The organism is Salipiger sp. (genome assembly GCF_048261495.1).
Classification (GTDB): domain Bacteria; phylum Pseudomonadota; class Alphaproteobacteria; order Rhodobacterales; family Rhodobacteraceae; genus Salipiger.
The window spans coordinates 504,440-526,077 of sequence record NZ_JBLXFX010000002.1 but is presented as its reverse complement, the minus strand read 5'-3'; the positions used below and the strand labels follow the sequence as shown (position 1 = coordinate 526,077).

Here is a 21,638-nt window from a genome sequence, read left to right as displayed (position 1 = left end):
TCGTCCCGCTCGACGCTGCGGATGAGTTCGCACCTGGCCGTTCAGCGAAGCCGGAAGAGCGGCGGGCATGGCGGGAGGACACGCGCCCGGCTCAGAGGAGGAATTCGGCAAGGCTGAGGTCCATCGTCCCGAGGAGTTCGATTTCGAAATCCGGGGTTCCGTCTCCGTCCAGGTCCGCCTGGACGATGGTCGACCCCTCCTCGTGACGATACCCCAGTTCGCCGGGTGTCGAGGAAAAGGGCGCGTCGCCTATGAAGGTGAACTCCTGCCTCAGGACCCGGGTGGCATCCGCATCGAGCCTCGAAATCTCGATGCGGTCCTCCCCGACGATGAAGTCGGTAATCAGATCGCGCGCCTCCCGACCGACACCGGAATCGGCTGCACTGAAGTAGATGAACCGGTCGCGGCGGCCTTCGTCCGCGCTTCCGCCGCCGGTCAGCACGTCGGCCCCGAGATTGCCGTAGAGCGCATCGGAGCCCGTGCCGCCGTCAAGCCGGTCATCGCCCGTGCGACCGTAGAGGCGATCCGAAACCGCCCCGCCGACCAGATGATTGCGCTCCGCGTTGCCCCGAAGATTGTCCGCGAAGGCACCACCGAAGGCGCTTTCGACGGCGGTGAAGGTGTCACCTTCGGCGGCACCGCTGCCGAAGAACCGCGCAAAGGGGGCCGCGCCGACATCGGTGGCAAGATCCACAAGAACCCGATCCGTCGCATCGGCATAGCTGACCGTGTCATTGCCTTGCAGCCCGTCGAAGGCCTGCGCTCCGATCTCGTTCGAAAGGGCGTCGCCGATGCCGGTCGCCGAGGCGAAGTCGAGCTCGAAGGCGCGGGCCAGAATGTCGGGCTCGCCGGTGGTGGCGTCGGTGCGGGAAAACAACACGACGACCTGACCGCCATCGACGAGGGTCATCTCGGTAAACCGGTCCCGCGTGCCGTCGGTCATGTTGTCGGAGATCCGCACCGAGGACCCGTCCTGTTGCCCGAAGGCGTCGTAGCGGGACAGATACAGGGCCGTTTCGATGACGTTTCCTTCGAAGGTCACTCTCACCTCCGTGGCAGCAAGGAAACCGCCATCGGGAAGCGGCAGGACATCATGAAGGATGTGCGCAACCCCCTGCGCGCCGGCAGGAAGCGAGGGGAAGCGGATCTCTTCACCGACATGGGTGCCGTCGAGGTCAAAAAGCGAGATGATCGCGCCGCGTTCGCCCGTCGACGTATCGGTGTACGTCGCGCGGACGAGATAATGGCCGCCCTCCGTAATTTCCGCCTGCGTGACGGTCCGGGTAAGGCCATCTCCCGGGACGCCGAAGGCTTCGAGCCGGACGATCCCGAAATCCCGCTGGACTCCGTCCGCACCATAGACATCGAGGTACAGCGCGGCCTGACCGTCCACCCCGCCTTCCACGGGACGGACATGGACCGCGCCGCCGGTCGCCAATGCGTCCCGGGCGGCGAGGGCGATCTCTTCGGCATCGTCCACGGATGCCAGATCGTCCCACGAAATCGGCATGCGGCCGGTGACAGGTTCAGCCGTGGCGCTGAATTGCTGGTAGAAATCCCCGTCTTCGTTCACGTAATCGTCCGTGTTCCAATAGACGACATATCCGCCATCCGGCAGCACCCGGAAAAAGCGCGGCGAATGCCCGGCAAAGCCTCCATCGTCGATGGCCGCGCGCCCGACGAGACCGGCCGATCCGTCGAAAACGGTGACGCTGATCGAATCGTAGTCGAAGGCGTACGAAAATCTGAAGGGAAGGACGAACCCTCCGGAATCGGTCCGGATTGCGTCCAGTTGTCTTCCCGAGATATCGGTGACCAAAGGTCCGGTCAGACCGCGCGACGGGTCGTATATGCCGAGTTGCCCGGTCTCGTATGTCGGATCCGGGGTTTCATCTCGGCTCTGGATCAGGAAGCGTCCGTCGCTCAGGGCTTCGAGGTTGATCAGGTCGGTGTTGTAGAGCCAATCGGCGCCGTAATGGTAGAGCGCCAGCGTTTCCAGACCGGGATCGGTGCCGAAGCGGTCGAAGGTATTGACGAAGATCAATTGCCTGCCGTCGACATGATCGCTGTTCCAGGCGATCGCGTATTCCCCGAACATCAGGTTTTCGATCGTTCCGTTGATCTGCCGGCCGCGCGCGATGCTGTGGACCAGAAAGGACGATCCCGTTGCGATAGGTGCCGACATCCCGGAATTCCTTCATGAAATTTCTTGTATGCAAGGGGCGGTGGTTATCCGCAACGGTCGAATGCTACCCCGTTCCCCGCCTTGCGTCGACCGTTGCGACCCTTTTCCGCGCGCGCCGAAAGCGCCGGGCCGGGATTGCCCGGAGGGCCGGCACCGAACCCGTCGCGGTTCAGAATAGCAGGTTGCGGATGGCGACGAAGATGAAGTAGTTGCACACCAGTCCCAACACCGCGAAGGGCAGGATCCACCATCCGGAGACTGCTCCGGTTTCTTCGCAAGGGTCTTCGTGACACAGGTCGGCATCGTCGACCCGGTACGGTTGTTCTCCGGTTCTCTCGTTGTCTGTTTCCGGTTCCGACTCGCGGCTTCGTCGAGCCGCCTGTTCCAGCGGGTGTCTCTTCAGGAGTTCGATCACACCGGCCTCTTCTCATTGGGTATTTCCATGAACTCCCGTTAGGTGATTCTCGCAGGGATATTCAACCAGAAGTTGTTAATGCGGCAAGGATCCGCCGAAAGCTGTTTCCTCTCAATGGGTTCTCGGTTGCGCGCCGGTCGTCGGGACCGGTGCAATGGCCATGTCCGAGCGGGACAAGGCGGGGGCGGTCCGGGCTTGGGCCGCCGCCTGCGGGGCAGGTCGGGCGGGCAGGTCCGCCGGGGATCGACGTTTCAGGCGATGAAATCCGCCGGGATGGCGCCGGTGAGGCCGGGCAGCACATGCGCGTCCATCGGAAAGACGTGGCGCGGGGTTCCGGCGGCGGCCCAGATCGTGTCGAATTCGAGCAGGCGCGGGTCGATCCAGGCGCGGATCGGCGACAGGTGGCCCACCGGTGCGACGCCGCCGATGGCGAATCCGGTCTGGGCGCGGATCAGCGCGGCATCGGCCTTGCCGAGCGGTTCCCCCGCCAGCGCCGAGGCCTTGCCGGCATCCACGCGGTTGCCCCCGGCGGTCAGGAAAAGCACCGCCTCGCCGCTGGTTTCGGCGCGGAAGATGATCGACTTGGCGATCTGGTCGAGGGCGCAGCCGACGCTGTCGGCGGCCTCCTGCGCGGTGCGCGCCTGGCCGACTTCGCGGATGTCGGCGGGGATGCCGGCGTCGATGAGGGCCGCGCGGACGCGGGCGAGGCTCTTGCTCATGGGTCTGCTCCTGTCTCGGCGGCAGGTAATCGCGGCGGGGCGGGCAGGGCAAGCCGGGCGTTGCACATTTCTTCGGCGCATGACCATCTTGGGGCATGGACATGACTGACCGCATCACCCGCCTTCCCACCGCCTTCGAAGCCGAACTCGGCGCGGAGGCCCGCGATGCCGTGCCGGGGGCCGGGGGCGCGATGCGCGATCTGCTGATGGGGGCGGGCGGGTCGAGCCCCTATCTCAAGGGGCTCATCCTGCGCGAGGCGGGCTGGCTGGAAGTGGCCGCCGCCGATCCCGAGGCGGCGCTGGAGGCGATCCTCGCGCAGCCTCCCGGCGAAGAGGTCGGGGTGACGCTGCGCCGGGCCAAGCGGCGGGTGGCGCTGCTGACCGGGCTTGCCGATCTCGGCGGGGTCTGGTGCCTCGAAGAGGTGACGGGCGCGCTCACCCGCTTTGCCGACCGCGCCGTGCAACTGGCGCTGGAAGAGGCCATCACCCGCGAGATCAAGCGCGGCAAGCTGCCCGGCGCGACCGAGGCGGACATCCCCGCGGCCGGGGGCATGGTGGTGCTGGCGATGGGCAAGATGGGCGCGGGGGAGCTCAACTATTCCTCCGACATCGACCTGATCTGCCTCTTCGACGAGACGCGCTTCCCGCGCGACGATTTCCACGATGCGCGCGCCTCCTTCGTGCGCGCGACCCGGCGCATGGCGGCGACGCTCTCCGACCTGACGGGCGAGGGCTATGTCTTTCGCACCGACCTGCGGCTGCGCCCCGATCCCGCGGTGACGCCGGTCTGCATCGCGATGGAGGCGGCGGAGCGCTACTACGAATCGCTGGGCCGGGCCTGGGAACGGGCGGCCTTCGTCAAGGCGCGGGCCTGCGCGGGCGACATCGCGGCGGGCGAGAGGTTCCTCGAGTCGCTGCGTCCCTTCGTCTGGCGGCGTCACCTCGATTTCGCGGCGATCCAGGATGCCCATGACATGCGGCTGCGCTACCGCGATGCCAAGGGGCTGGGAGGTCCGATCACGCTGGCGGGGCACGACATGAAGCTCGGGCGCGGCGGTATCCGCGAGATCGAGTTCTTCACCCAGACCCGCCAGATCATCGCCGGCGGGCGCGACCCGGATCTGCGGGTGCGCGGCACGGTGGACGGGCTGCGGGTGCTGTCGCGCAAGGGCTGGATCCCCGGCGACGTGAGCGAGACGCTGGTGACCGACTACCGCGCCCATCGCGAGGTCGAGCATCGGGTGCAGATGATCCACGACGCCCAGACCCACGCCCTGCCGGGCTCGGCCGAGGGCTTTGCCCGGCTCGCGGCGCTGATGGGGCGCGAGGTGCCGTCGCTCAAGGCGGAGCTGACGGCGCGGCTCGAAGAGGTTCACGGGCTGACCGAGGGCTTTTTCGCCCCGGAGGCGCGGGCCGCCGCGTCGCGCAGCGATGTGCCCGAAGAACTGGCCTGCAGCGAGGTGGTGGCGCGCTGGCCGCGTTACCCGGCGCTGCGTTCGGACCGGGCGCTGGCGATCTTCAAGCGGCTCAAGCCCGAGATCCTGAGCCGCATCGCCGAGGCGACCCGCCCCGAGGAGGCGCTGTCGGCCTTCGACGGCTTTCTTGCCGGTCTGCCCGCCGGGGTGCAGGTGTTTTCGCTGTTCGAGGCCAATCCGCACCTGGTGGACCTGCTCGCCGACATCGTGTCGATCTCGCCGGATCTGGCGCGGCACCTGTCGCGCAACGCCCATGTCTTCGACGCGGTGATCGGGGGGGATTTCTTCAGCCCCTGGCCGGGAGTCGCGGCGCTGACCTCTGAACTGTCCGAAGTGCTCGCGCGGGAGCCCGATTACGAGCGCCGCCTCGACATGGCGCGGCGCTGGTCGAAGGAATGGCATTTCCGCATCGGGGTGCACCTGCTGCGCGCGCTGTCCGAACCCGAGGAGGCGGCGTCGCAATATGCCGACCTGGCGCGGGCCTGCCTGGCGGCGATCCTGCCCGTGGTGCAGGAGGAATTCGCCCGCAAGCACGGCGCGGCGCCGGGGCGCGGCGCGGTGGTGGTGGGCATGGGATCGCTCGGGGCGGGGCGGCTCAACGCGGCCTCCGATCTCGACCTGATCGTGATCTATGACCCGGACGGTGTCGAGACCTCGGAGGGGCGCCGACCGCTGCCCTCGCGCACCTACTATGCCCGGCTGACGCAGGCGCTGGTCACCGCGATGACCGCCCCCACCGCCGAGGGGCGGCTCTACGAGGTCGACATGCGGCTGCGCCCCTCGGGCAACCAGGGGCCGGTGGCGACCTCGCTCGCCGCCTTCACCACCTACCAGCGCGAAGAGGCCTGGGTCTGGGAGCATCTGGCGCTGACGCGGGCGCGGGTGGCGGCGGGGCCTGCCGCGCTCGCCGCCGAGGTCGAGGCCTTCCGGACGGAGGTGCTGGCCGCGCCGCGCGATCGCGACGAGGTGCTGAAGGAGCTTGCCACCATGCGCGGCCGCATCGCCGCGGCCAAGGGCAAGGGCGCGTTCTGGGATGCCAAGATCGGGCCGGGATGGATGCAGGACATCGAGCTGGTCAGCCAGGCCGGGGCGCTGCTCTCGGGGCGGGCGTCGCGGCAGGTGGCTGCGGGGCTGGCCTCGGCCGCGGCCTGCGGCTGGCTCGGCAAGGCGGACGCGGATCACCTCGCGGCCACCTACCGGCTGTGCCAGAGCCTGCAGATCGGCGCGCGGCTGGTGACGCAGGGCGCGCCCGATCCCGATACGCTCGGGGCGGGGGGGCTGGCGTTTCTCTGCCGGATCACCGGATGCGAAAGCCTTGACGCGCTGCGGGAGCGGCTGGAAAAGATGACCGGAACGGCGGCCGGGATCATCGCGGCCGCCCTGCCGGAGGGTTGAGGATGAGGAAAGGCGACGACATGGACCCCAAGGGACTGATCCGGGAGGCCTACCGCATGGACGGGCTGGGCGACGCGGAATGCCGGTCGATCTTTCTCGACTGGGCGCTGTCGATGCCGGAAGAGGTCGATGCCCGCGCGGCGATGGCCGCGCTGCTGGAACGGCACGGCGGCGACGGCCACCCGATGACCGCGGTGCTGCGCGAGGGGCTCAGCGCGCCGGTGCCGGCACGGCGCCGGGGCGGGCGCGGCGCGCGGCGCCAATAGCACATCGCGCGCCGCCGTCTGCACGGGGCGCGCGATCGATCCTTCGCTGAAAACCGCGACCGGCGTCAGGAACGGGGCAGGGCGGCGGCTTCGGCGGCGAGGGCGGTGATGCCCTCCCAGTCGCCCGCGAGGACCATGTCCTTCGGCGCGACCCAGCTTCCGCCGCAGCAGATCACGTTCGACAGCCCCAGGTAGTCCCGCGCGTTCTTCATGCTCACGCCGCCGGTGGGGCAGAACCGCACCTGCGGGATCGGCGCACCGATGGCCTTGAGCGCCGCGGCGCCGCCATTGGCTTCCGCCGGAAAGAATTTCTGCACCGTGTAGCCGCGTTCGAGCAGGGCCATCGCCTCGGAGGCGGTGGCGGTGCCGGGAAGCAGCGGCAGGTCGGCCTCTTCGCAGGCGGACAGGATGCGGTCGGTCGCCCCGGGCGAGACGCCGAATTTCGCGCCGGCATCCACCGCGGCCTTCACGTCGGCCGGGGTCAGCAGGGTCCCGGCGCCGACGACGCCGCCTTCGACGGTGGCCATCTCGCGGATGACGTCGAGCGCGGCGGGGGTGCGCAGCGTCACCTCGAGCACCGGCAGCCCGCCCTTGACCAGCGCCCGCGCGAGCGGGGCGGCATGGGCGGCGTCATCGACCACGAGGACCGGAATGATCGGCGCGAGTCGGCAGAGCTTTTCGGAGGCGATGCTGGCGGCTTCGGGTGTCATGGTATCGGGCCTTTTGGTGTTGGGAGGTCGGTATTTGCGTATTTCAAACAAGAAGAAGGTGCCAGAGGGTTCAGACCACCACCGCCGCGCCGTCCGAGGCGAGGCCGACGTTGCGGCGGAAGGCTTCGAACAGCTCCCGCCCGACGCCGTGGCCGTTGCCGGAGAGGTCCGCGCTCACCGCGCTGCGGTCGTCGAAATCCGGGGCGAGGCAGGAGATCGTGCCGGCGACGGCGTCGACGCGGATGAGGTCGCCGTCGCGGACCCGGGCGAGGGGGCCGCCGTTCGCCGCCTCCGGGCAGACGTGGATCGCCGCCGGAACCTTGCCGGAGGCGCCGGACATGCGGCCGTCGGTCACCAGCGCCACCCTGAGGCCGCGGTCCTGCAGCACCGCCAGCGTCGGGGTCAGGCTGTGCAGTTCCGGCATGCCGTTGGAACTCGGCCCCTGGAAGCGGACCACGACCACGGTGTCGGAGGTGAATTCCCCGGCGCGGAAGGCGGTCTTGACCGACTCCTGGTCGTGGAAGACGCGGGCCGGGGCCTCGATCACGTGGCGTTCGGGATCGACGGCCGAGATCTTCATGATGCCGTGGCCGAGATTGCCGTCGAGCTGTTTCAGCCCGCCGGTCTTCTGGAACGGGTCCGAGGCGGGGCGCAGGATCTTGTCGTTCCGGCTCTGGCGCTCGGCGTCGACATAGGTGACGGCCCCGTCCCTGAGCTTGGGTTCCCGGGTGTAGAGCGACAGCCCGTCGCCGGCGACGGTGGTGACATCCTCGTGCAGCAGCCCGGCGTCGAGCAGTTCGGCGATCATGTATTGCAGCCCGCCCGCCGCGTGGAAGTGGTTCACGTCCGCCAGCCCGTTCGGATAGACCTTGGCCATCAGCGGCACAACGTCCGAGAGCGCGTCGAAATCCTCGAGCGTGAGCGCGATGCCGGCGGCGCGCGCCATGGCGGGCATGTGCAGCACCAGGTTGGTCGAGCCGCCCGTCGCCATCAGCCCGACGACGCCGTTCACGAAGGCCTTGGCGTCGAGGACGTCGCAGACCGGGCGGTAGTCGTTGCCGAGATTGGTGATCTCCAGCGCCCGTTCCGCCCCCGCGACCGTCAGCGCCTCGCGCAGCGGCGTGTTGGGATTGACGAAGGAGGCGCCCGGCAGGTGCAGGCCCATGAACTCCATCAGCATCTGATTGGTGTTCGCGGTGCCGTAGAAGGTGCAGGTGCCCGGACCGTGGTAGGAGGCCATCTCGGCCTTCATCAACTCCTCGCGGCCGACTTCGCCGGTGGCGAACTTCTGGCGCACCTTGGATTTCTCGTCGTTGGGCAGGCCCGAGGGCATCGGACCCGCGGGCAGGAAGATGCCGGGGATGTAGCCGAAGGTGGCCGCCGCGATCACCAGCCCCGGCACGATCTTGTCGCAGACCCCGAGGTAGACCGCCGCGTCGAAGACGTTGTGCGACAGCGACACCCCCGCCGCCAGCGCGATCACGTCGCGCGAGAACAGCGACAGTTCCATCCCCGCCTGGCCCTGCGTGACCCCGTCGCACATCGCCGGCACGCCGCCCGCCACCTGCGCCGTGCCGCCCGCCGCGCGGGCCGCCCTGCGGATGATGTCGGGAAAGCGTTCGAACGGCTGATGGGCAGAGAGCATGTCGTTGTAGGCCGTCACGATCCCGAGGTTGGGAACCCGGCCCGCCGCCAGCGCCTCCTTGTCGGCGTCCATCGCCGCATAGGCATGGGCCTGGTTGCCGCAGGTCAGGTGGGCGCGGCGGGGGCCTTCCTCGGCGGCACGGCGCATGCGGTCCATGTAGGTGCTGCGCATCTCTTGCGACCGGGTCTCGATGGACTCGGTGACGCGGGCGATCGTGGCATTGAGCGGCATGGGCTGGCTCCCTCTCGGTGTCATGGGCTGACGGGACAGGCGGTTGGTCGGTATCTAGCGCAGTTAGCGCTAACGGTAAAGCGGCAAGGAAAAACGACGGGTCGGGAGCCGTTTCCGGCCCGGAAACACGGTGACCATCAGGAAGAAACACTGATTTTGCCACAAACCTGACCGATTCAGCCTGCTCTATCAACCGTGACGAGGGCCGCCGGAGAGCGGCCGGGGATTGAGGACGATGAGATGACCAGGATTGCACGCGCAATGATCGTTTTCGGCGCACTCGGCCTGTCGGCCTGCACCGGGCTGGACGCGGTCAGCCGAAACGCCCCCTACGAGACGCTGCCGGACACGCTGCCCGCGGCGCCCGCCGGCTATCAGACCGTCGCCTATCCCGGCGCCTTTCCGGAGGCCGATCTGCCGCCGGCGCCGGAAAGGGCCGCGCCCGCGACGCTCGACTACCGGATCGGCCGCGTGACCTTCGTCAGCCCCGAGGGTCTCGCCGTGTCGGAGGCCAATCTCTATTACCCGGTCGCGGACATCGTCTGGCGCGGAGACCCGCTCGGCGATCGTCCGGCACAGGTCGGCGCGATCTTCCGCGAGGCGGTGAAGCGCGCGCGTCCGCATGTGCAGGGCACGCGGACGGTGGACGTGGAAATCACCCTGCGCCGATTCCATTCGGTCACCGAAAAGACCCGCTACACCGTCGGCGGCGTGCATTCGATCGACTTCGACCTGATTCTGCGCGATCCGGCCACCGGCCGGGCGATGGGCGGCGTCGGCCGCACCATCAAGGCCGATCTCGACGCCTACGGCGGCAAGCGGGCGATGGCCGCGGATGCGCAGGGACTGACCATGAAAGAGCGCATCATCCGGCATCTTCAGACGGTTTTCACCGCCGAACTGACCCATCCGGACGGTTTCATCGCGGCGCAGAAGGCGCTGGACCGCGCCATCGACCAGATTTGATTTCCGCGCTTCCCTCGGGCGCGGGGCACGGGGTATAGGAGCGACATGAATGTCGCCCCTCTGCCTGTCATCCGCCTGAAACCCAATGCCAACGCCCGCGCCCTGCGGCGCGGCTACCCTTGGGTCTATTCCAACGAACTGGTCCTCGACCGGCGCACCAAGGCGCTCGCGCCGGGGACGGTCGCGCTGCTCGAGGACAACGAGCGCACGCCGCTGGGCCTCGTCGGGTTCAACGGTGCCTCCAAGATCGCCGGGCGGATGCTCGACCGCGACATCGAGGCGGTGATCGGGCGCGACTGGCTGGCGGCCAGGCTGGCCCGCGCCCTCGCCCTGCGCGAGACGCTGTTCGCGACTCCCTTCTACCGGCTGGTCCATGCCGAGGCCGACGGGCTGCCGGGGGTCATCATCGACCGCTTCGGCGACACCGCGGTGGTGCAGGCCAACGCCGCCTGGGCCGATGTGCTGATCGACGATCTCGCCGCGGCGCTGGCCGAGGTCGCGGGCATCGCCAACGTGCTCAAGAACGCCGGATCGCGGGGCCGGGCGCTGGAAGGGCTCGACGCAGTTGACGCGGTGCTGCTGGGTGCCGCGCCCGAGGCACCTGTGCCGGTCGAGATGAACGGCGCGATCTACATGGCCGACCTCACCGGCGGGCAGAAGACCGGGTTGTTCTACGACCAGCGCCCGAACCACGCCTTTGCCGCGCGGCTCGCGCCGGGGCGGCGGGTGCTGGACGTCTTCTCGCACGTGGGCGGCTTCGCGCTGGCGGCGCTGGCGGGCGGCGCGGTGTCGGCGCTTGCCGTCGACGGCTCCGCCCCGGCGCTGGCCCTGGCCGAGGAGGGCGCATCGCGCATGGGGGCGGACGACCGTTTCGCCACCCGTCAGGGCGACGCCTTCGAGGTGCTGACCGCGCTCGCGGAAGAAGAGGACCGCTACGGCCTGGTGATCTGCGATCCGCCCGCCTTCGCGCCGTCCAAACCGGCGCTCGAAGCGGGGTTGCGGGCCTACGAACGGGTGGCGCGTCTGTCGGCCGGGCTGGTGGAGGAGGGCGGCTATCTCGTGCTCTGCTCCTGTTCCCACGCGGCGGATCTCGGGGCCTTCACCGGCGCCTGCCTGCGCGGGATCGGGCGGGCCGGACGGCGGGCGCAGCTGATCAATACCGGCTTTGCCGGGCCGGACCATCCGCTGCTGCCGCAACTGGCCGAGTCGGGCTATCTCAAGGCGCTGGTCTTCCGGCTGTGAAGGCGCTTCTCGACACCTGCGTGATCTACCCCACGGTGATGCGCGAGGTGTTGCTGGGCTGCGCCGGGGCCGGCCTGTTCACCCCGCTCTGGTCGGCGCGCATCCTCGAGGAATGGGCGCTGGCCGCGCGCAAGCTCGGGCCCATGGGCGAGGCGCAGGCGCGCGGCGAGATCGCGCAGGTGCGCGCCGCCTGGCCCCGCGCCGAGGTGGTCTGGGCGCCCTCGCTCGAAGCGCGGCTGTGGTTGCCGGATGCCGCGGACCAGCATGTTCTGGCCGCGGCGATCGCGGGCAGCGCCGATCTGATCGTGACCGAGAACGCCAAGGATTTCCCGCGCGGCATCCTCGCCGAGGAAGGGCTGAGCCGCGTCGATGCGGACGGCTTCCTGCGCGGCCTGCACGAGGCGAACCCCGGCGTGGTGGGAGATGTCTGCGCGGCGGTCCTGGCCGAGGCGCGGCGTCTGTCCGGCGAGGACTGGACGCTGCGGGCGCTGATGAAGAAGGCGCGACTTCCGCGCCTGGGCAAGGCGCTTGAGGCGCGGGCCGCGGGGGCGCTGCCCCCAAGCGCGCCGGGGCGCGCTTTCCCCCGGGATATTTGACGGCCAGAAGAAGCCCTGCGGGTTGCGGGGGGCGGTGCTTCTTGCTAGGCGGTTCGGGTAATCCGATGGTTTCCATCGGGAAAGGCAGCGAGGCAGGATTGGGCGCACCGGTTCCACGGCTGGAGATCCGCAACCTCGTCCGCCGGTTCGAGGGCCGGGCGGTCGTGGACGATGTGTCGCTGACCATCGCGCCGGGGCATGTGACCTGTCTGCTGGGCCCGTCGGGCTGCGGCAAGTCGACGACGCTGCGGATGATCGCCGGGGTCGACATGCAGGATGCGGGCACGATCCATGTCGACGGGCATCTGATCTGCGACACCGTGTTCCGGGTCCCGCCCGAGCGGCGCAAGATCGGGCTGATGTTCCAGGATTTCGCGCTGTTTCCGCACCTGTCGGTGGCAGACAACGTGGCCTTCGGGTTGACCGGAACGCGCGCGGAAAAGCGCGGGCGCGCCGGGGAACTGCTGGAGCGGGTCGGGCTGTCGCATTTCATCGACGAATTCCCGCATCAGCTTTCCGGGGGAGAGCAGCAGCGCGTGGCGCTGGCGCGGGCCCTGGCGCCGCGTCCGCGGATCATGCTCATGGACGAGCCGTTCTCCGGCCTCGACAACCGCTTGCGCGACGGCATCCGCGACGAGACGCTGGCGGTGCTGAAGGAAGAGGGCGCCTCGGTCCTGCTGGTGACGCATGAGCCGGAAGAGGCGATGCGCATGGCCGACGAGATCGCGCTGATGCGCGACGGACGGATCGTGCAGCGCGGTGCGCCCTACAACATCTACAATGCGCCAGTGGACAAGGCCGCCGTGGGCTTTTTCAGCGATATCAACACGCTGCGGGGCAAGGTTCGCGGGGCGCTGACCGAAACGCCCTTCGGCCAGTTCCTCGCGCCCGGTCTGCCGGACGGGGCGGAGGTCGACATCGTGTTCCGCCCGCAGCACGTGGGCATTGACTTTGACCGCGGCGGGCGCGGACCCAACCCCACGGCGCTTGCCGGGACCCCGGCGCGCGGCGTGGTGGAGCGGGCGCGCTTCATGGGATCGGAAAGCCTGGTGGAATTCCGCATGGATTTTCACGGCGAGCTCATCAAGGCGACGGTGCCCAACGTGTTCCTGCCCAAGGTCGGCACGCCGATGTGGCTGACGGTGCGTCGAGATCGGTGTTTCGTGTTTCCGGTCAAAGGATAAGCAGGCGATCTTCGCGCATCACGCGAGGATGGCGAGCGAGAAGAGCGACAGGGTCGAGGTCCAGATGATCACCGGCGCGATGGCATCGGTGCGCACGCCGTGCAGCATGGCGAGGGCAAAGGCCATGGCGCCCGAGGGCCCCGCCGCGTTCAGCACGAAGAGGTCGAACCAGTCTCCGCCGACCCCGGCCATCGAGAGCGACCCCCAGACCAGCGCCGGGAAGGCGAGCAGTTTCAGCCCGGCGATCCCCGCCACCACCGGCGAGGGCATCAGCCGCTGCCCCGAAAGGATCACCCCCAGCGCGAACAGCGTCAGCGGCGCGGCGCCGGCGCCGGCGAAATGCATGGCGGTGAGGATCGGTTCGGGCACCGGGACGCGGGACAGGTTCACCACCACTCCGAGCACGATGGAGATCAGGATCGGGTTGGTCCCGATGCGCTTGATCGCGCCCGATACCCCGGCCGAGGGGTTGGTGATGAGATCGGTCGTGATGATGAAGAAGGCGAAGCTGGCCGAGGCGTCCCAGGCGACGATGGCGGTGATCGGCAGCGCCGCCGCCTCGCCGTAGATCAGGAAGGAGATCGGCCAGATGTAGAGCAGCGAATTGACGAAGACCACCGCCATGGCCAGGAGCCAGGCCTCGGCCTTTTCGCGCGCGAAGACCAGCCGCGCGACGACATAGGCAATGAGGAAGGAGGCAACCTCGCACAGGATGTAGAGGCCGAGCGCGTCGAGGTGGAATTCGTGGAACGGCACCGAGGCGATCAGCGGAAAGATCAGCGCCGGTTGCAGCAGCAGGAAGGCGACGCGGTTCACCGCCCCGGCCTCCTGTCGGGTGAACAGCCCGCGCCAGCCCAGCAGGTAGCCGAGTGCCAGCATCGAAAAGACCGGCAGGATGTTGTGCGTGAGAACGTGGAGCATTTGGGCCGAATTGGTCAGAAAAGCAGACCGGTGCAACCTGCGCAGGAAAGCGCCCGGGGGTCAAGCAGATCGGCGGCACGGCTGTCTCCTGCCGGAAACCGGCAGGAGAGGCGGGCGGACGAAGGGCGCGCGCGACCGTGCGGGCTGCCTTGGGCGACCCCTCCGGACCGCGGGCGGCGCGATGGGTCCGAAGCGCCGAGGGACGGATTTCCGGGACGGTCCTCCGCCCGGCGCGCGCGCCGGGCCCTAGCGCCCCTGGCGGCGCGCCATGAAGGCGAGGCGTTCGAACAGGTGCACGTCCTGTTCGTTCTTGAGCAGCGCGCCGTGCAGCTTGGGCAGGGCGTTGGCGCCGTCCTTCTTCAGGTCCTCGGCATCCATGTCCTCGGCCAGCAGCAGTTTCAGCCAGTCGAGCACCTCGGAGGTCGAGGGCTTCTTCTTCAGGCCCGGCTGCTCGCGCAGTTCGTAGAACTGCGTCAGCGCGGCGGTCAGCAGGGCGGGCTTGATCCCGGGGTGATGCACCTCGACGATCTTGCGCAGCGTGTCGTGCTCGGGAAACTTGATGTAGTGAAAGAAGCAGCGGCGCAGGAAGGCGTCCGGCAGTTCCTTTTCGTTGTTCGAGGTGATGATGACGATGGGGCGGACCTGCGCCCGGACCGTTTCGCCGGTCTCGTAGACGTGGAATTCCATCTTGTCGAGTTCCTGGAGCAGGTCGTTCGGAAACTCGATGTCCGCCTTGTCGATCTCGTCGATCAGCAGGACCAGCTTGGAACCCGCCTCGAAGGCCTGCCAGAGCTTGCCCTTGCGGATGTAATTGGCCACGTCGTGCACGCGCTCGTCGCCGAGCTGGCTGTCGCGCAAGCGGCTCACCGCATCGTATTCGTACAGGCCCTGCTGGGCGCGTGTGGTCGACTTGATGTTCCATTCGATCATCGGCAGGCCGAGCGCCGAGGCCACCTGGCGGGCCAGTTCGGTCTTGCCCGTGCCGGGTTCGCCCTTGACCAGCAGCGGCCGCTCGAGCGTGATCGCGGCGTTGACCGCCATCGTCAGATCGTCGGTGGAAACATAATCTTCGGTGCCGTCGAACCGCATGGACATCCCCTTCTGGCGCACACCCCCGAGGGGTAAAGACGCGCGTCGCGGTTTGCAAGCATCGCTCCGTCCCGCTCCGGGCGCAATCGGCGCGCGGTCTGGGATCGAAAAACCGGCGCGTGCTGCCGGAATTGCGGGCAGTCGCGAAATTGCAATCCGCTTTCGGCCGCGCGCGCCCTCCCGAAGGCGGCGGGCAGGCGGGGCGGGCCGTGTTGCGCAGCACCCGGCGCCCGGCGGAGGGGGCCGGAAAACGCCGCTCCGGCCCGACGGTCACTTCATGAGCGCAGGCCGCAAAATTGCCGTTGTTCCATACTATTGTGTAGTGACAACCCCGGGGGCTTGGGATAGACGCTCCCACGCAGGGGTGCCAGGCCCGAAGCGGGGTCAAACCAAGGCTGAGGCTGGCTTTTCAGAGGGAGCAGAAATGAAGCCCGAGACCTTCCTTTCCGACGACTATCGGCCCGCCGAGGGCGAGCCGTTCATGAATGACCGCCAGCTTGAATATTTCCGCCGCAAGCTGATCGCATGGAAAAACGACATCCTCGCCGAAAGCCGCGACACCATCGAGGCGCTGCAGGATTCGACCCGCAATATCCCCGACGTGACCGACCGCGCGAGCGAGGAAACCGACCGCGCGCTGGAACTTCGCACGCGGGATCGTCAGCGCAAGCTGGTCTCCAAGATCGACGCCGCCCTGCGCCGCATCGACGATGGCGAATACGGCTATTGCGAAGTGACGGGAGAGCCGATCTCGCTCAAGCGGCTGGATGCGCGTCCCATCGCGACCATGAGCCTGGAGGCGCAGGAGCGTCACGAACGGCGCGAAAAGGTTCACCGCGACGACTGAGCCGGGTTCGGCCTGATCGTGGAACGGATTTGAAGCGCCGGGGCGAAGGCTCCGGCGTTTCCTCGTGAAGAGGGGGCAGGGCATGGCGCTGGACGGACGCGGCATCACGGTTCTGGGCGGAGGGATCGGCGGGCTGGCGGTGGCGCTGGCGCTGCGGGCGCGCGGGGCCGACGTGATCGTGCTGGAACAGGCCGAGGCGCTGACCGAGGTCGGGGCCGGGCTCCAGATCAGCCCCAACGGCTTTCGCGTGATCGAGGCGCTGGGGCTGGCGCAGGCGCTGGCCGCGCGGGCGTGCCGGGCGCGGGCGGTGTCGCTGCGCGATCACCGGCGCGGCTCCGAGGTGCTGCGGCTGGACCTTGCACGGCTGCCCGCCGACCAGGGCTATTTCTTCGTGCACCGGGCGGATCTGGTGGATCTGCTGGCCACGGCCGCGCGCGCCGCCGGCATCCAGGTGCGCCTGCTCCAGCGCGCGGCAAAGGTCGTGCCGGGCGCGCGCCCGGTGGTCGAGATGGCCAACGGCGACCGGCTCGAGTCGGAGATCCTCATCGGGGCGGACGGGTTGCAATCGGTGGCGCGGCTGGCGCTGAACGGGGTCATCGCGCCGTTCTTCACCCGGCAGGTGGCGTGGCGCGCCGTGGTCCCCAACCTTGTCGGCCACCCGCCCGAGGCGCGCGTCCACATGGGGCCCGGTCGCCACGTGGTCAGCTATCCGCTGCGCGACGGCAGGATGGTCAACCTCGTCGCCGCCGAGGAGCGCGGCCGCTGGACCGCCGAGGGCTGGCACCTTCGCGACGATGCGGCGAACCTGCGGGCGGCCTTTGCCGGGTTCGGCGGCGACACCGCGACCCTGCTCGGCGCGGTCGAGGCGCCCGGTCTCTGGGGGCTCTACCGTCACCCGGTCGCGCGGCGCTGGCACGGCGGCGGGGTGGCGCTGCTGGGCGACGCGGCGCATCCGACGCTGCCCTTCATGGCGCAGGGTGCGAACATGGCGCTGGAGGATGCCTGGGCGCTTGCCGCCTGCCTCGACTCCGGCACCGGAGAGGGTGCGTTCGAGCGCTACCAGGCCCTGCGGCGCGACCGCTGCGTGAAGGTGGTCGAGGCGGCCGACGGAAATGCCTGGAAATACCACCTGCGCAACCCGCTGCTGCGCGGCGCGGCGCACCTGGCGCTCGGCCTTGCGGGCCGGGTGGTGCCGGGGAGGATGCTGCGCCAGTTCGACTGGATCTACGGATACGACGTGACCAAGGCGGTGCGCGGCTGAGACCGTCCGGGACGAGGGGGCCGGAGGCCGGGGCGACCGCTAGCCAGCGGGGACCCCGCGTCGAGGCCCCCCGGACACGACAAGGCGCGCCCCCCGCGAGGGAGGGCGCGCCCCGATCCGGCGACGGGCGATGCCGTCGGGTGTGGCGTCAGCCGTCGAAATCGACCTCTTCCATCAGCCGCAGCGCATCGCCGCGCAGCGCGGCGAGGGTCATGAGGTTGACGTCGTCCGCGGTGAAGCTGCCCCAGCCCTTGACCAGGTCGTCGGCCTCGGTGCCCGGCGCGATCGGGTATTCGTAGTTGGCGTGGGCATAGACTTCCTGCGCCTCGGGCGTGGTGAGGAATTCCATCATCTTCAGCGCGTTTTCGCGGTTCGGCGCGGCCTTGGTCATCGCGACGCCGGAGATGTTCACATGGGTGCCGCCGCCTTCGAAGACCGGGAACAGCACGTTGACCGAATTGGCCCACTCCACCTGCTCGGGGTCGTTCAGCATCTGGCCCATGTAATAGGTGTTGCCGAGCGAGATGTCGCATTCGCCGGCCCAGATCGCCTTGACCTGCGCGCGGTCGTTGCCCTGCGGCTTGCGGGCGAGGTTGTTCTTGAGCCCCTCGATCCAGGTCTTGGCATACTCTTCGCCGTGGTGATGGATCATCGCCGTCACCAGCGCGATGTTGTAGTCGTGCATGCCCGAGCGGGAGCAGATCCGGCCTTCCCACTTGGGATCGGCAAGATCCTCGTAGGTGGTGATCTCGGACGGATCGACGCGATCCTTGCTCGCATAGACGATGCGCGCGCGGGTGGTCAGGCCGAACCACTGGCCGTCCGGGTCGCGGTACTGCGCGGGCACGTTGGCTTCGAGCACGTCGCTCTGCACCGGCTGGGTCACGCCCGCGTCGACGGCGGAGGCGAGGCGCGAGATATCCACGGTGAAGATCAGGTCGGCGGGCGAGCGGTCGCCCTCGGCCACGAGCCGTTCTTCGAGACCCTTGTCGATATAGGCAACGTTCACCTCGATCCCAGTCGCCTCGGTGAAGGCGTCGGTCAGCGGCTGGAGCAGTTCGGGCTGACGGTAGGAATAGAGATTCACCTCTTCGGCCAGGGCCGGGGTGGCGAGGGCCACAAGGGCGAGGGCGGTGGTGGTTGTCAGGCGCATGGCGTCGGGTCCTCCGGAAGTTGGCGCAGCGTCGGGGGCGACATAAACCTGACTATTATTCTCGGGTCAATCCCCGAGGGAAAGAATCAGGATTGTTCGCCCCGTTCGCGCCGCTTTGCCGCATCCCAGAGCGCGTCCATCTCGGCCAGGTCGCTGTCCTCGGGGCGGCGTCCGTCCGCGGCCAGCGCCGCCTCGATGGAGCGGAACCGGCGGGTGAACTTGGCATTCGCGCCGCGCAGCGCGGCCTCCGGGTCGATGTCGAGGTGGCGCGCGAGATTGGCCATGACGAAAAGCAGATCGCCGAATTCCTCGGCGCGGTGGTCGGGATCGTCGGCTTCGCGCAGCTCCTGTGCCTCTTCGACGATCTTGTCGATCACCTCGTCCGTCGAGGGCCAGTCGAAACCGACCCGCGCCGCGCGCTTCTGAAGCTTCACCGCCCGCATCAGCGCGGGCAGGCCCATGGCCACGCCGTCCAGCACGCCCCGCTCCGCCCGCGAGGCGCGTTCGGCGGCCTTGATGGTTTCCCAGTCGAGCGTCTGCTGCTCGGCGCTCTTGTCGCGGCTTTCGTCGCCGAAGACATGGGGATGCCGGGCGACCATCTTGTCGGACATGGTGTCGGCCACCTCGTCGAAGGTGAAATACCCGCGTTCGCTGGCCATCTGGGCATGGAAGACGGACTGGAACAGCAGATCGCCCAGCTCGCCCTTGAGCTCGTCCCAGGCCTCGCGCTCGATGGCGTCGGCGACCTCGTAGGCTTCCTCGATCGTGTAGGGGGCGATGGTGGCGAAATCCTGCTCGATGTCCCAGGGACAGCCGGTCCGCGGATCGCGCAGGCGGCGCATGATTTCCAGCAGACGCGGCATGCCGCCGTTTTGATCATGGACCAGATCGTCGCTCATGGACTTCCCCCGATGGTGCTGTATGGGTCTTCCTGCGATATCGCCAGACCGGAGTCCACCCATGCCCATCGTCAACCGCATCGCCGAATTCGGACCCGACATGGCGGCCTGGCGCCAGCATATCCACGCCCACCCCGAACTCTCGCTCGCCTGTCACGACACGGCGGCCTTCGTGGTGGCGAGGCTGAAGGAATTCGGCATTTCGGAAATACACGAAGGCATCGCCACCTCGGGCGTGGTGGCGTTGATCGACGGGCAGGGGCCGGGGCCGGTCACAGGGCTGCGCGCCGACATGGACGCGCTGCCCATCGCCGAAGAGACCGGCGCGCCCTATGCCTCGACCGTGCCGGGGGCGATGCATGCCTGCGGCCATGACGGCCATACGGCAATGCTGCTCGGTGCGGCGCGCTACCTCGCGGAGACGCGGAATTTCTCTGGGCGCGTGGCGCTGATCTTTCAACCGGCCGAGGAAACCATCGGCGGCGGGCGGATCATGGTGGAAGAGGGCATCATGGACCGTTTCGGCATCGAGGAGGTCTACGCCATCCACACCGATCCGGGCGGCGACCTCGGCGTGCTCAGCACGCGCCCGGGGCCGATCATGGCGGCGGTGGACGATTTCGAACTGACCCTGACCGGACGCGGCGGCCATGCCGCCCATCCCGACAGCACCATCGACCCGATCCCCTGCGCCCTTGCCATCGGGCAGGCCTTCCAGACGGTTCCGTCGCGCAATCTCGACCCGCTGAAATCGCTGGTGGTGTCGCTGACCGTGGTGCAGGGCGGGTCCGCCACCAACGTGATCCCGGAAACGGTCTACATGGCCGGCACCGTGCGCAGCTTCGATCCGGAGGTGCGCGACATGGCCGAACGGCGGATCCGCGAGATCGTCGCGGGGCAGGCGGCCAGCTACGGCGTCTCCGCCGATCTCGACTACCAGCGCAACTATCCGCCCACGGTGAACCACGCCGCCCAGACCGGCTTTGCCGTCGAGGTCGCGCGCGAGGTTGCGGCCACGGTCGAGGACGATGTCGAGCCGAGCATGGGCGCGGAGGATTTCTCCTACATGCTCGAGGCGCGCCCCGGTGCCTTCCTCTATCTCGGACAGGGCGAGGGGCCGTCGGTGCATCACCCGAAATTCGACTTCAACGACGCGGCGGCGCCGTTCGGAGCTTCCTTCTTCGCGCGCCTCGTCGAACGTCGTCAGCCCTTGCGGCCCTGAACGGTTTGCGCTCACATGGCGACATACCGTGACAGGAGAGCCGCCCGATGCCGGTCATCAATTCCATCGCCGCCGAGGCAGAACAGATGACGGTCTGGCGCCGTTATCTTCACCAGCATCCCGAACTGATGTTCGACTGCGTGAAGACCGCGGCCTTCGTCGTTGAAAAGCTGCGCTCTTTCGGCATTTCGGAAATACACGAAGGGATCGCGAAAACCGGGGTCGTGGCGATCATCGAGGGCCGCGGGCCGGGGCCGACCATCGGGCTGCGCGCCGACATGGATGCGCTGCCGATGGACGACCTCTCGGGGACGGAGCATGCCTCGACCGTGCCGGGCGTCGCGCATACCTGCGGCCACGACGGCCATACGGTGATGCTGCTCGGGGCGGCGCGCTACCTCGCCGCGACCCGGAATTTCGCCGGCCGCGTGGCGCTGATCTTCCAGCCCGCCGAAGAGGGCGGCGGCGGCGGCAAGGTCATGGTCGAGGAGGGCATGATGGAGCGCTTCGGGATCGAGGAGGTCTACGGCATCCACAACGCGCCCGGCGATCCGGCGGGCCATATCAGGACTGCCCCCGGCGCGCTGATGGCGGCGGCGGACAGCTTCCGGATCGAGATCGCCGGCAAGGGCGGGCACGGCGCCTCGCCGCATCTCGCGGTGGATCCGATCCCGGCGGCCGTGGCGACGGTGCAGGCCCTTCAGACCGTGGTCAGCCGCAACACAGATCCGCTCGACCGGCTGGTGCTTTCGGTGACCGAGATCCACTCCGGCACGGCGCACAACATCATCCCCGGCACCGCCTGGCTGGGCGGCACCGTGCGCAGTTTCCGCCCCGAGGTGCGCAACCTGGCCGAGGAGCGCCTGCGTGACATCGCGACGGCGCAGGCCGAGGTCTTCGGCTGCACCGTGGAGGTGGTCTACGATCGCGGCTATCCGCCCTGCGTCAACCACCCCGAACAGGCGCGCTTTGCCGCCGACGTGGCGCGCGAGGTGGTGGGCGACGACAAGGTCGACGGCAATTGCGACCCGATCATGCCCGCCGAGGATTTCGCCTACATGCTGCAGGCGCGTCCCGGCGCCTACCTGTTCCTGGGGCAGGGCGACACGCCGGTCTGCCACCATCCGGAATACGATTTCAACGATGCCATCGCCCCCATCGGCGCGAGTTTCTTCGCGCGGCTGGTGGAAACCGCGATGCCTCTGGAAAGCTGAGAC

The 21,638-nt window shown here is 68.6% G+C and carries 19 protein-coding genes; 10 read left to right on the top strand and 9 right to left on the bottom strand.

Features of this window, described 5'->3' with window-relative positions; all coding sequences use genetic code 11:
* Positions 1 to 91: 91 nt before the first annotated feature.
* From ACN0RJ_RS06020 to ACN0RJ_RS06010, 3 genes are all read right to left on the bottom strand, one after another.
* Positions 92 to 2,185 (bottom strand): calcium-binding protein, encoded by a 2,094-nt coding sequence (locus tag ACN0RJ_RS06020; protein ID WP_417723697.1) that lies wholly within the window; start codon positions 2,183 to 2,185, stop codon positions 92 to 94.
* Positions 2,186 to 2,354: 169 nt separating this feature from the next.
* The gene (locus ACN0RJ_RS06015) at positions 2,355 to 2,600 is read right to left on the bottom strand and encodes a hypothetical protein (RefSeq protein ID WP_417723696.1); all 246 of its coding nucleotides are present in this window, start codon (positions 2,598 to 2,600) and stop codon (positions 2,355 to 2,357) included.
* A gap of 251 nt (positions 2,601 to 2,851) precedes the next feature.
* Positions 2,852 to 3,319 (bottom strand): YbaK/EbsC family protein, encoded by a 468-nt coding sequence (locus ACN0RJ_RS06010; protein ID WP_417723695.1) that lies wholly within the window; start codon positions 3,317 to 3,319, stop codon positions 2,852 to 2,854.
* A gap of 95 nt (positions 3,320 to 3,414) precedes the next feature.
* Here ACN0RJ_RS06010 and ACN0RJ_RS06005 point away from each other — a divergent pair, with 95 nt between their 5' ends.
* Entirely contained in the window at positions 3,415 to 6,189 is a 2,775-nt protein-coding gene (locus ACN0RJ_RS06005) for a bifunctional [glutamine synthetase] adenylyltransferase/[glutamine synthetase]-adenylyl-L-tyrosine phosphorylase (protein ID WP_417723694.1), read from the top strand.
* Positions 6,190 to 6,191: 2 nt separating this feature from the next.
* Positions 6,192 to 6,455, top strand: coding sequence for a hypothetical protein (locus ACN0RJ_RS06000; protein WP_417721167.1), 264 nt, complete (start codon positions 6,192 to 6,194; stop codon positions 6,453 to 6,455).
* Between the two features lie 65 nt (positions 6,456 to 6,520).
* Here the strand turns inward: ACN0RJ_RS06000 and eda are convergent, their stop codons facing one another.
* Both eda and edd read right to left on the bottom strand, forming a co-directional pair.
* A complete protein-coding gene (eda, locus tag ACN0RJ_RS05995) occupies positions 6,521 to 7,165 on the bottom strand; it encodes a bifunctional 4-hydroxy-2-oxoglutarate aldolase/2-dehydro-3-deoxy-phosphogluconate aldolase (protein WP_417723693.1) in 645 nt (214 codons plus the stop codon).
* A gap of 70 nt (positions 7,166 to 7,235) precedes the next feature.
* A complete protein-coding gene (edd, locus tag ACN0RJ_RS05990; RefSeq protein WP_417721291.1) occupies positions 7,236 to 9,041 on the bottom strand; it encodes a phosphogluconate dehydratase in 1,806 nt (601 codons plus the stop codon).
* A gap of 261 nt (positions 9,042 to 9,302) precedes the next feature.
* Between edd and ACN0RJ_RS05985 the strand changes: the two genes are divergently transcribed.
* The 4 genes from ACN0RJ_RS05985 to ACN0RJ_RS05970 all read left to right on the top strand — a co-directional run bounded on the left by ACN0RJ_RS05985 (position 9,303) and on the right by ACN0RJ_RS05970 (position 13,029).
* On the top strand, positions 9,303 to 10,007 hold the full coding sequence (locus ACN0RJ_RS05985; RefSeq protein WP_417723692.1) for a DUF6778 family protein: 705 nt from the start codon (positions 9,303 to 9,305) through the stop codon (positions 10,005 to 10,007).
* Positions 10,008 to 10,052: 45 nt separating this feature from the next.
* Positions 10,053 to 11,249 carry an RSP_2647 family RNA methyltransferase gene (locus ACN0RJ_RS05980; RefSeq protein WP_417723691.1) on the top strand — a complete coding sequence of 399 codons (1,197 nt, stop codon included), beginning with the start codon at positions 10,053 to 10,055 and terminating at the stop codon, positions 11,247 to 11,249.
* Entirely contained in the window at positions 11,246 to 11,845 is a 600-nt protein-coding gene (locus tag ACN0RJ_RS05975) for an RSP_2648 family PIN domain-containing protein (protein WP_417723690.1), read from the top strand. The genes ACN0RJ_RS05980 and ACN0RJ_RS05975 overlap by 4 nt, the downstream gene beginning before the upstream one ends.
* 65 nt (positions 11,846 to 11,910) lie before the next feature.
* Positions 11,911 to 13,029 (top strand): ABC transporter ATP-binding protein, encoded by a 1,119-nt coding sequence (locus tag ACN0RJ_RS05970; protein WP_417721172.1) that lies wholly within the window; start codon positions 11,911 to 11,913, stop codon positions 13,027 to 13,029.
* Between the two features lie 18 nt (positions 13,030 to 13,047).
* On the opposite strand, the gene ACN0RJ_RS05965 is transcribed toward ACN0RJ_RS05970, so the two are convergent.
* Together ACN0RJ_RS05965 and ACN0RJ_RS05960 are read right to left on the bottom strand one after the other, a co-directional pair.
* Positions 13,048 to 13,950 carry an AEC family transporter gene (locus ACN0RJ_RS05965; protein ID WP_417721173.1) on the bottom strand — a complete coding sequence of 301 codons (903 nt, stop codon included), beginning with the start codon at positions 13,948 to 13,950 and terminating at the stop codon, positions 13,048 to 13,050.
* A 246-nt stretch (positions 13,951 to 14,196) separates the two neighbouring features.
* Positions 14,197 to 15,039: an AAA family ATPase gene (locus ACN0RJ_RS05960; protein WP_417721174.1), complete on the bottom strand. Its 843-nt coding sequence runs from the start codon at positions 15,037 to 15,039 to the stop codon at positions 14,197 to 14,199.
* Between the two features lie 424 nt (positions 15,040 to 15,463).
* Between ACN0RJ_RS05960 and dksA the strand changes: the two genes are divergently transcribed.
* Both dksA and ACN0RJ_RS05950 read left to right on the top strand, forming a co-directional pair.
* Entirely contained in the window at positions 15,464 to 15,886 is a 423-nt protein-coding gene (gene dksA / locus ACN0RJ_RS05955; RefSeq protein ID WP_417721175.1) for an RNA polymerase-binding protein DksA, read from the top strand.
* An 82-nt stretch (positions 15,887 to 15,968) separates the two neighbouring features.
* The gene (locus tag ACN0RJ_RS05950; RefSeq protein ID WP_417721176.1) at positions 15,969 to 17,147 is read left to right on the top strand and encodes an FAD-dependent monooxygenase; all 1,179 of its coding nucleotides are present in this window, start codon (positions 15,969 to 15,971) and stop codon (positions 17,145 to 17,147) included.
* A gap of 148 nt (positions 17,148 to 17,295) precedes the next feature.
* Here the strand turns inward: ACN0RJ_RS05950 and ACN0RJ_RS05945 are convergent, their stop codons facing one another.
* Positions 17,296 to 18,300: a Fe(3+) ABC transporter substrate-binding protein gene (locus ACN0RJ_RS05945; RefSeq protein ID WP_417723689.1), complete on the bottom strand. Its 1,005-nt coding sequence runs from the start codon at positions 18,298 to 18,300 to the stop codon at positions 17,296 to 17,298.
* A gap of 86 nt (positions 18,301 to 18,386) precedes the next feature.
* Positions 18,387 to 19,199, bottom strand: a complete 813-nt coding sequence (gene mazG, locus ACN0RJ_RS05940) for a nucleoside triphosphate pyrophosphohydrolase (RefSeq protein ID WP_417723688.1) — start codon at positions 19,197 to 19,199, stop codon at positions 18,387 to 18,389.
* 61 nt (positions 19,200 to 19,260) lie between these two features.
* Here mazG and ACN0RJ_RS05935 point away from each other — a divergent pair, with 61 nt between their 5' ends.
* Together ACN0RJ_RS05935 and ACN0RJ_RS05930 are read left to right on the top strand one after the other, a co-directional pair.
* Positions 19,261 to 20,421, top strand: coding sequence for a M20 aminoacylase family protein (locus ACN0RJ_RS05935; protein ID WP_417721179.1), 1,161 nt, complete (start codon positions 19,261 to 19,263; stop codon positions 20,419 to 20,421).
* Positions 20,422 to 20,468: 47 nt separating this feature from the next.
* Positions 20,469 to 21,635 carry a M20 aminoacylase family protein gene (locus ACN0RJ_RS05930; protein WP_417723687.1) on the top strand — a complete coding sequence of 389 codons (1,167 nt, stop codon included), beginning with the start codon at positions 20,469 to 20,471 and terminating at the stop codon, positions 21,633 to 21,635.
* Positions 21,636 to 21,638 lie beyond the last annotated feature (3 nt).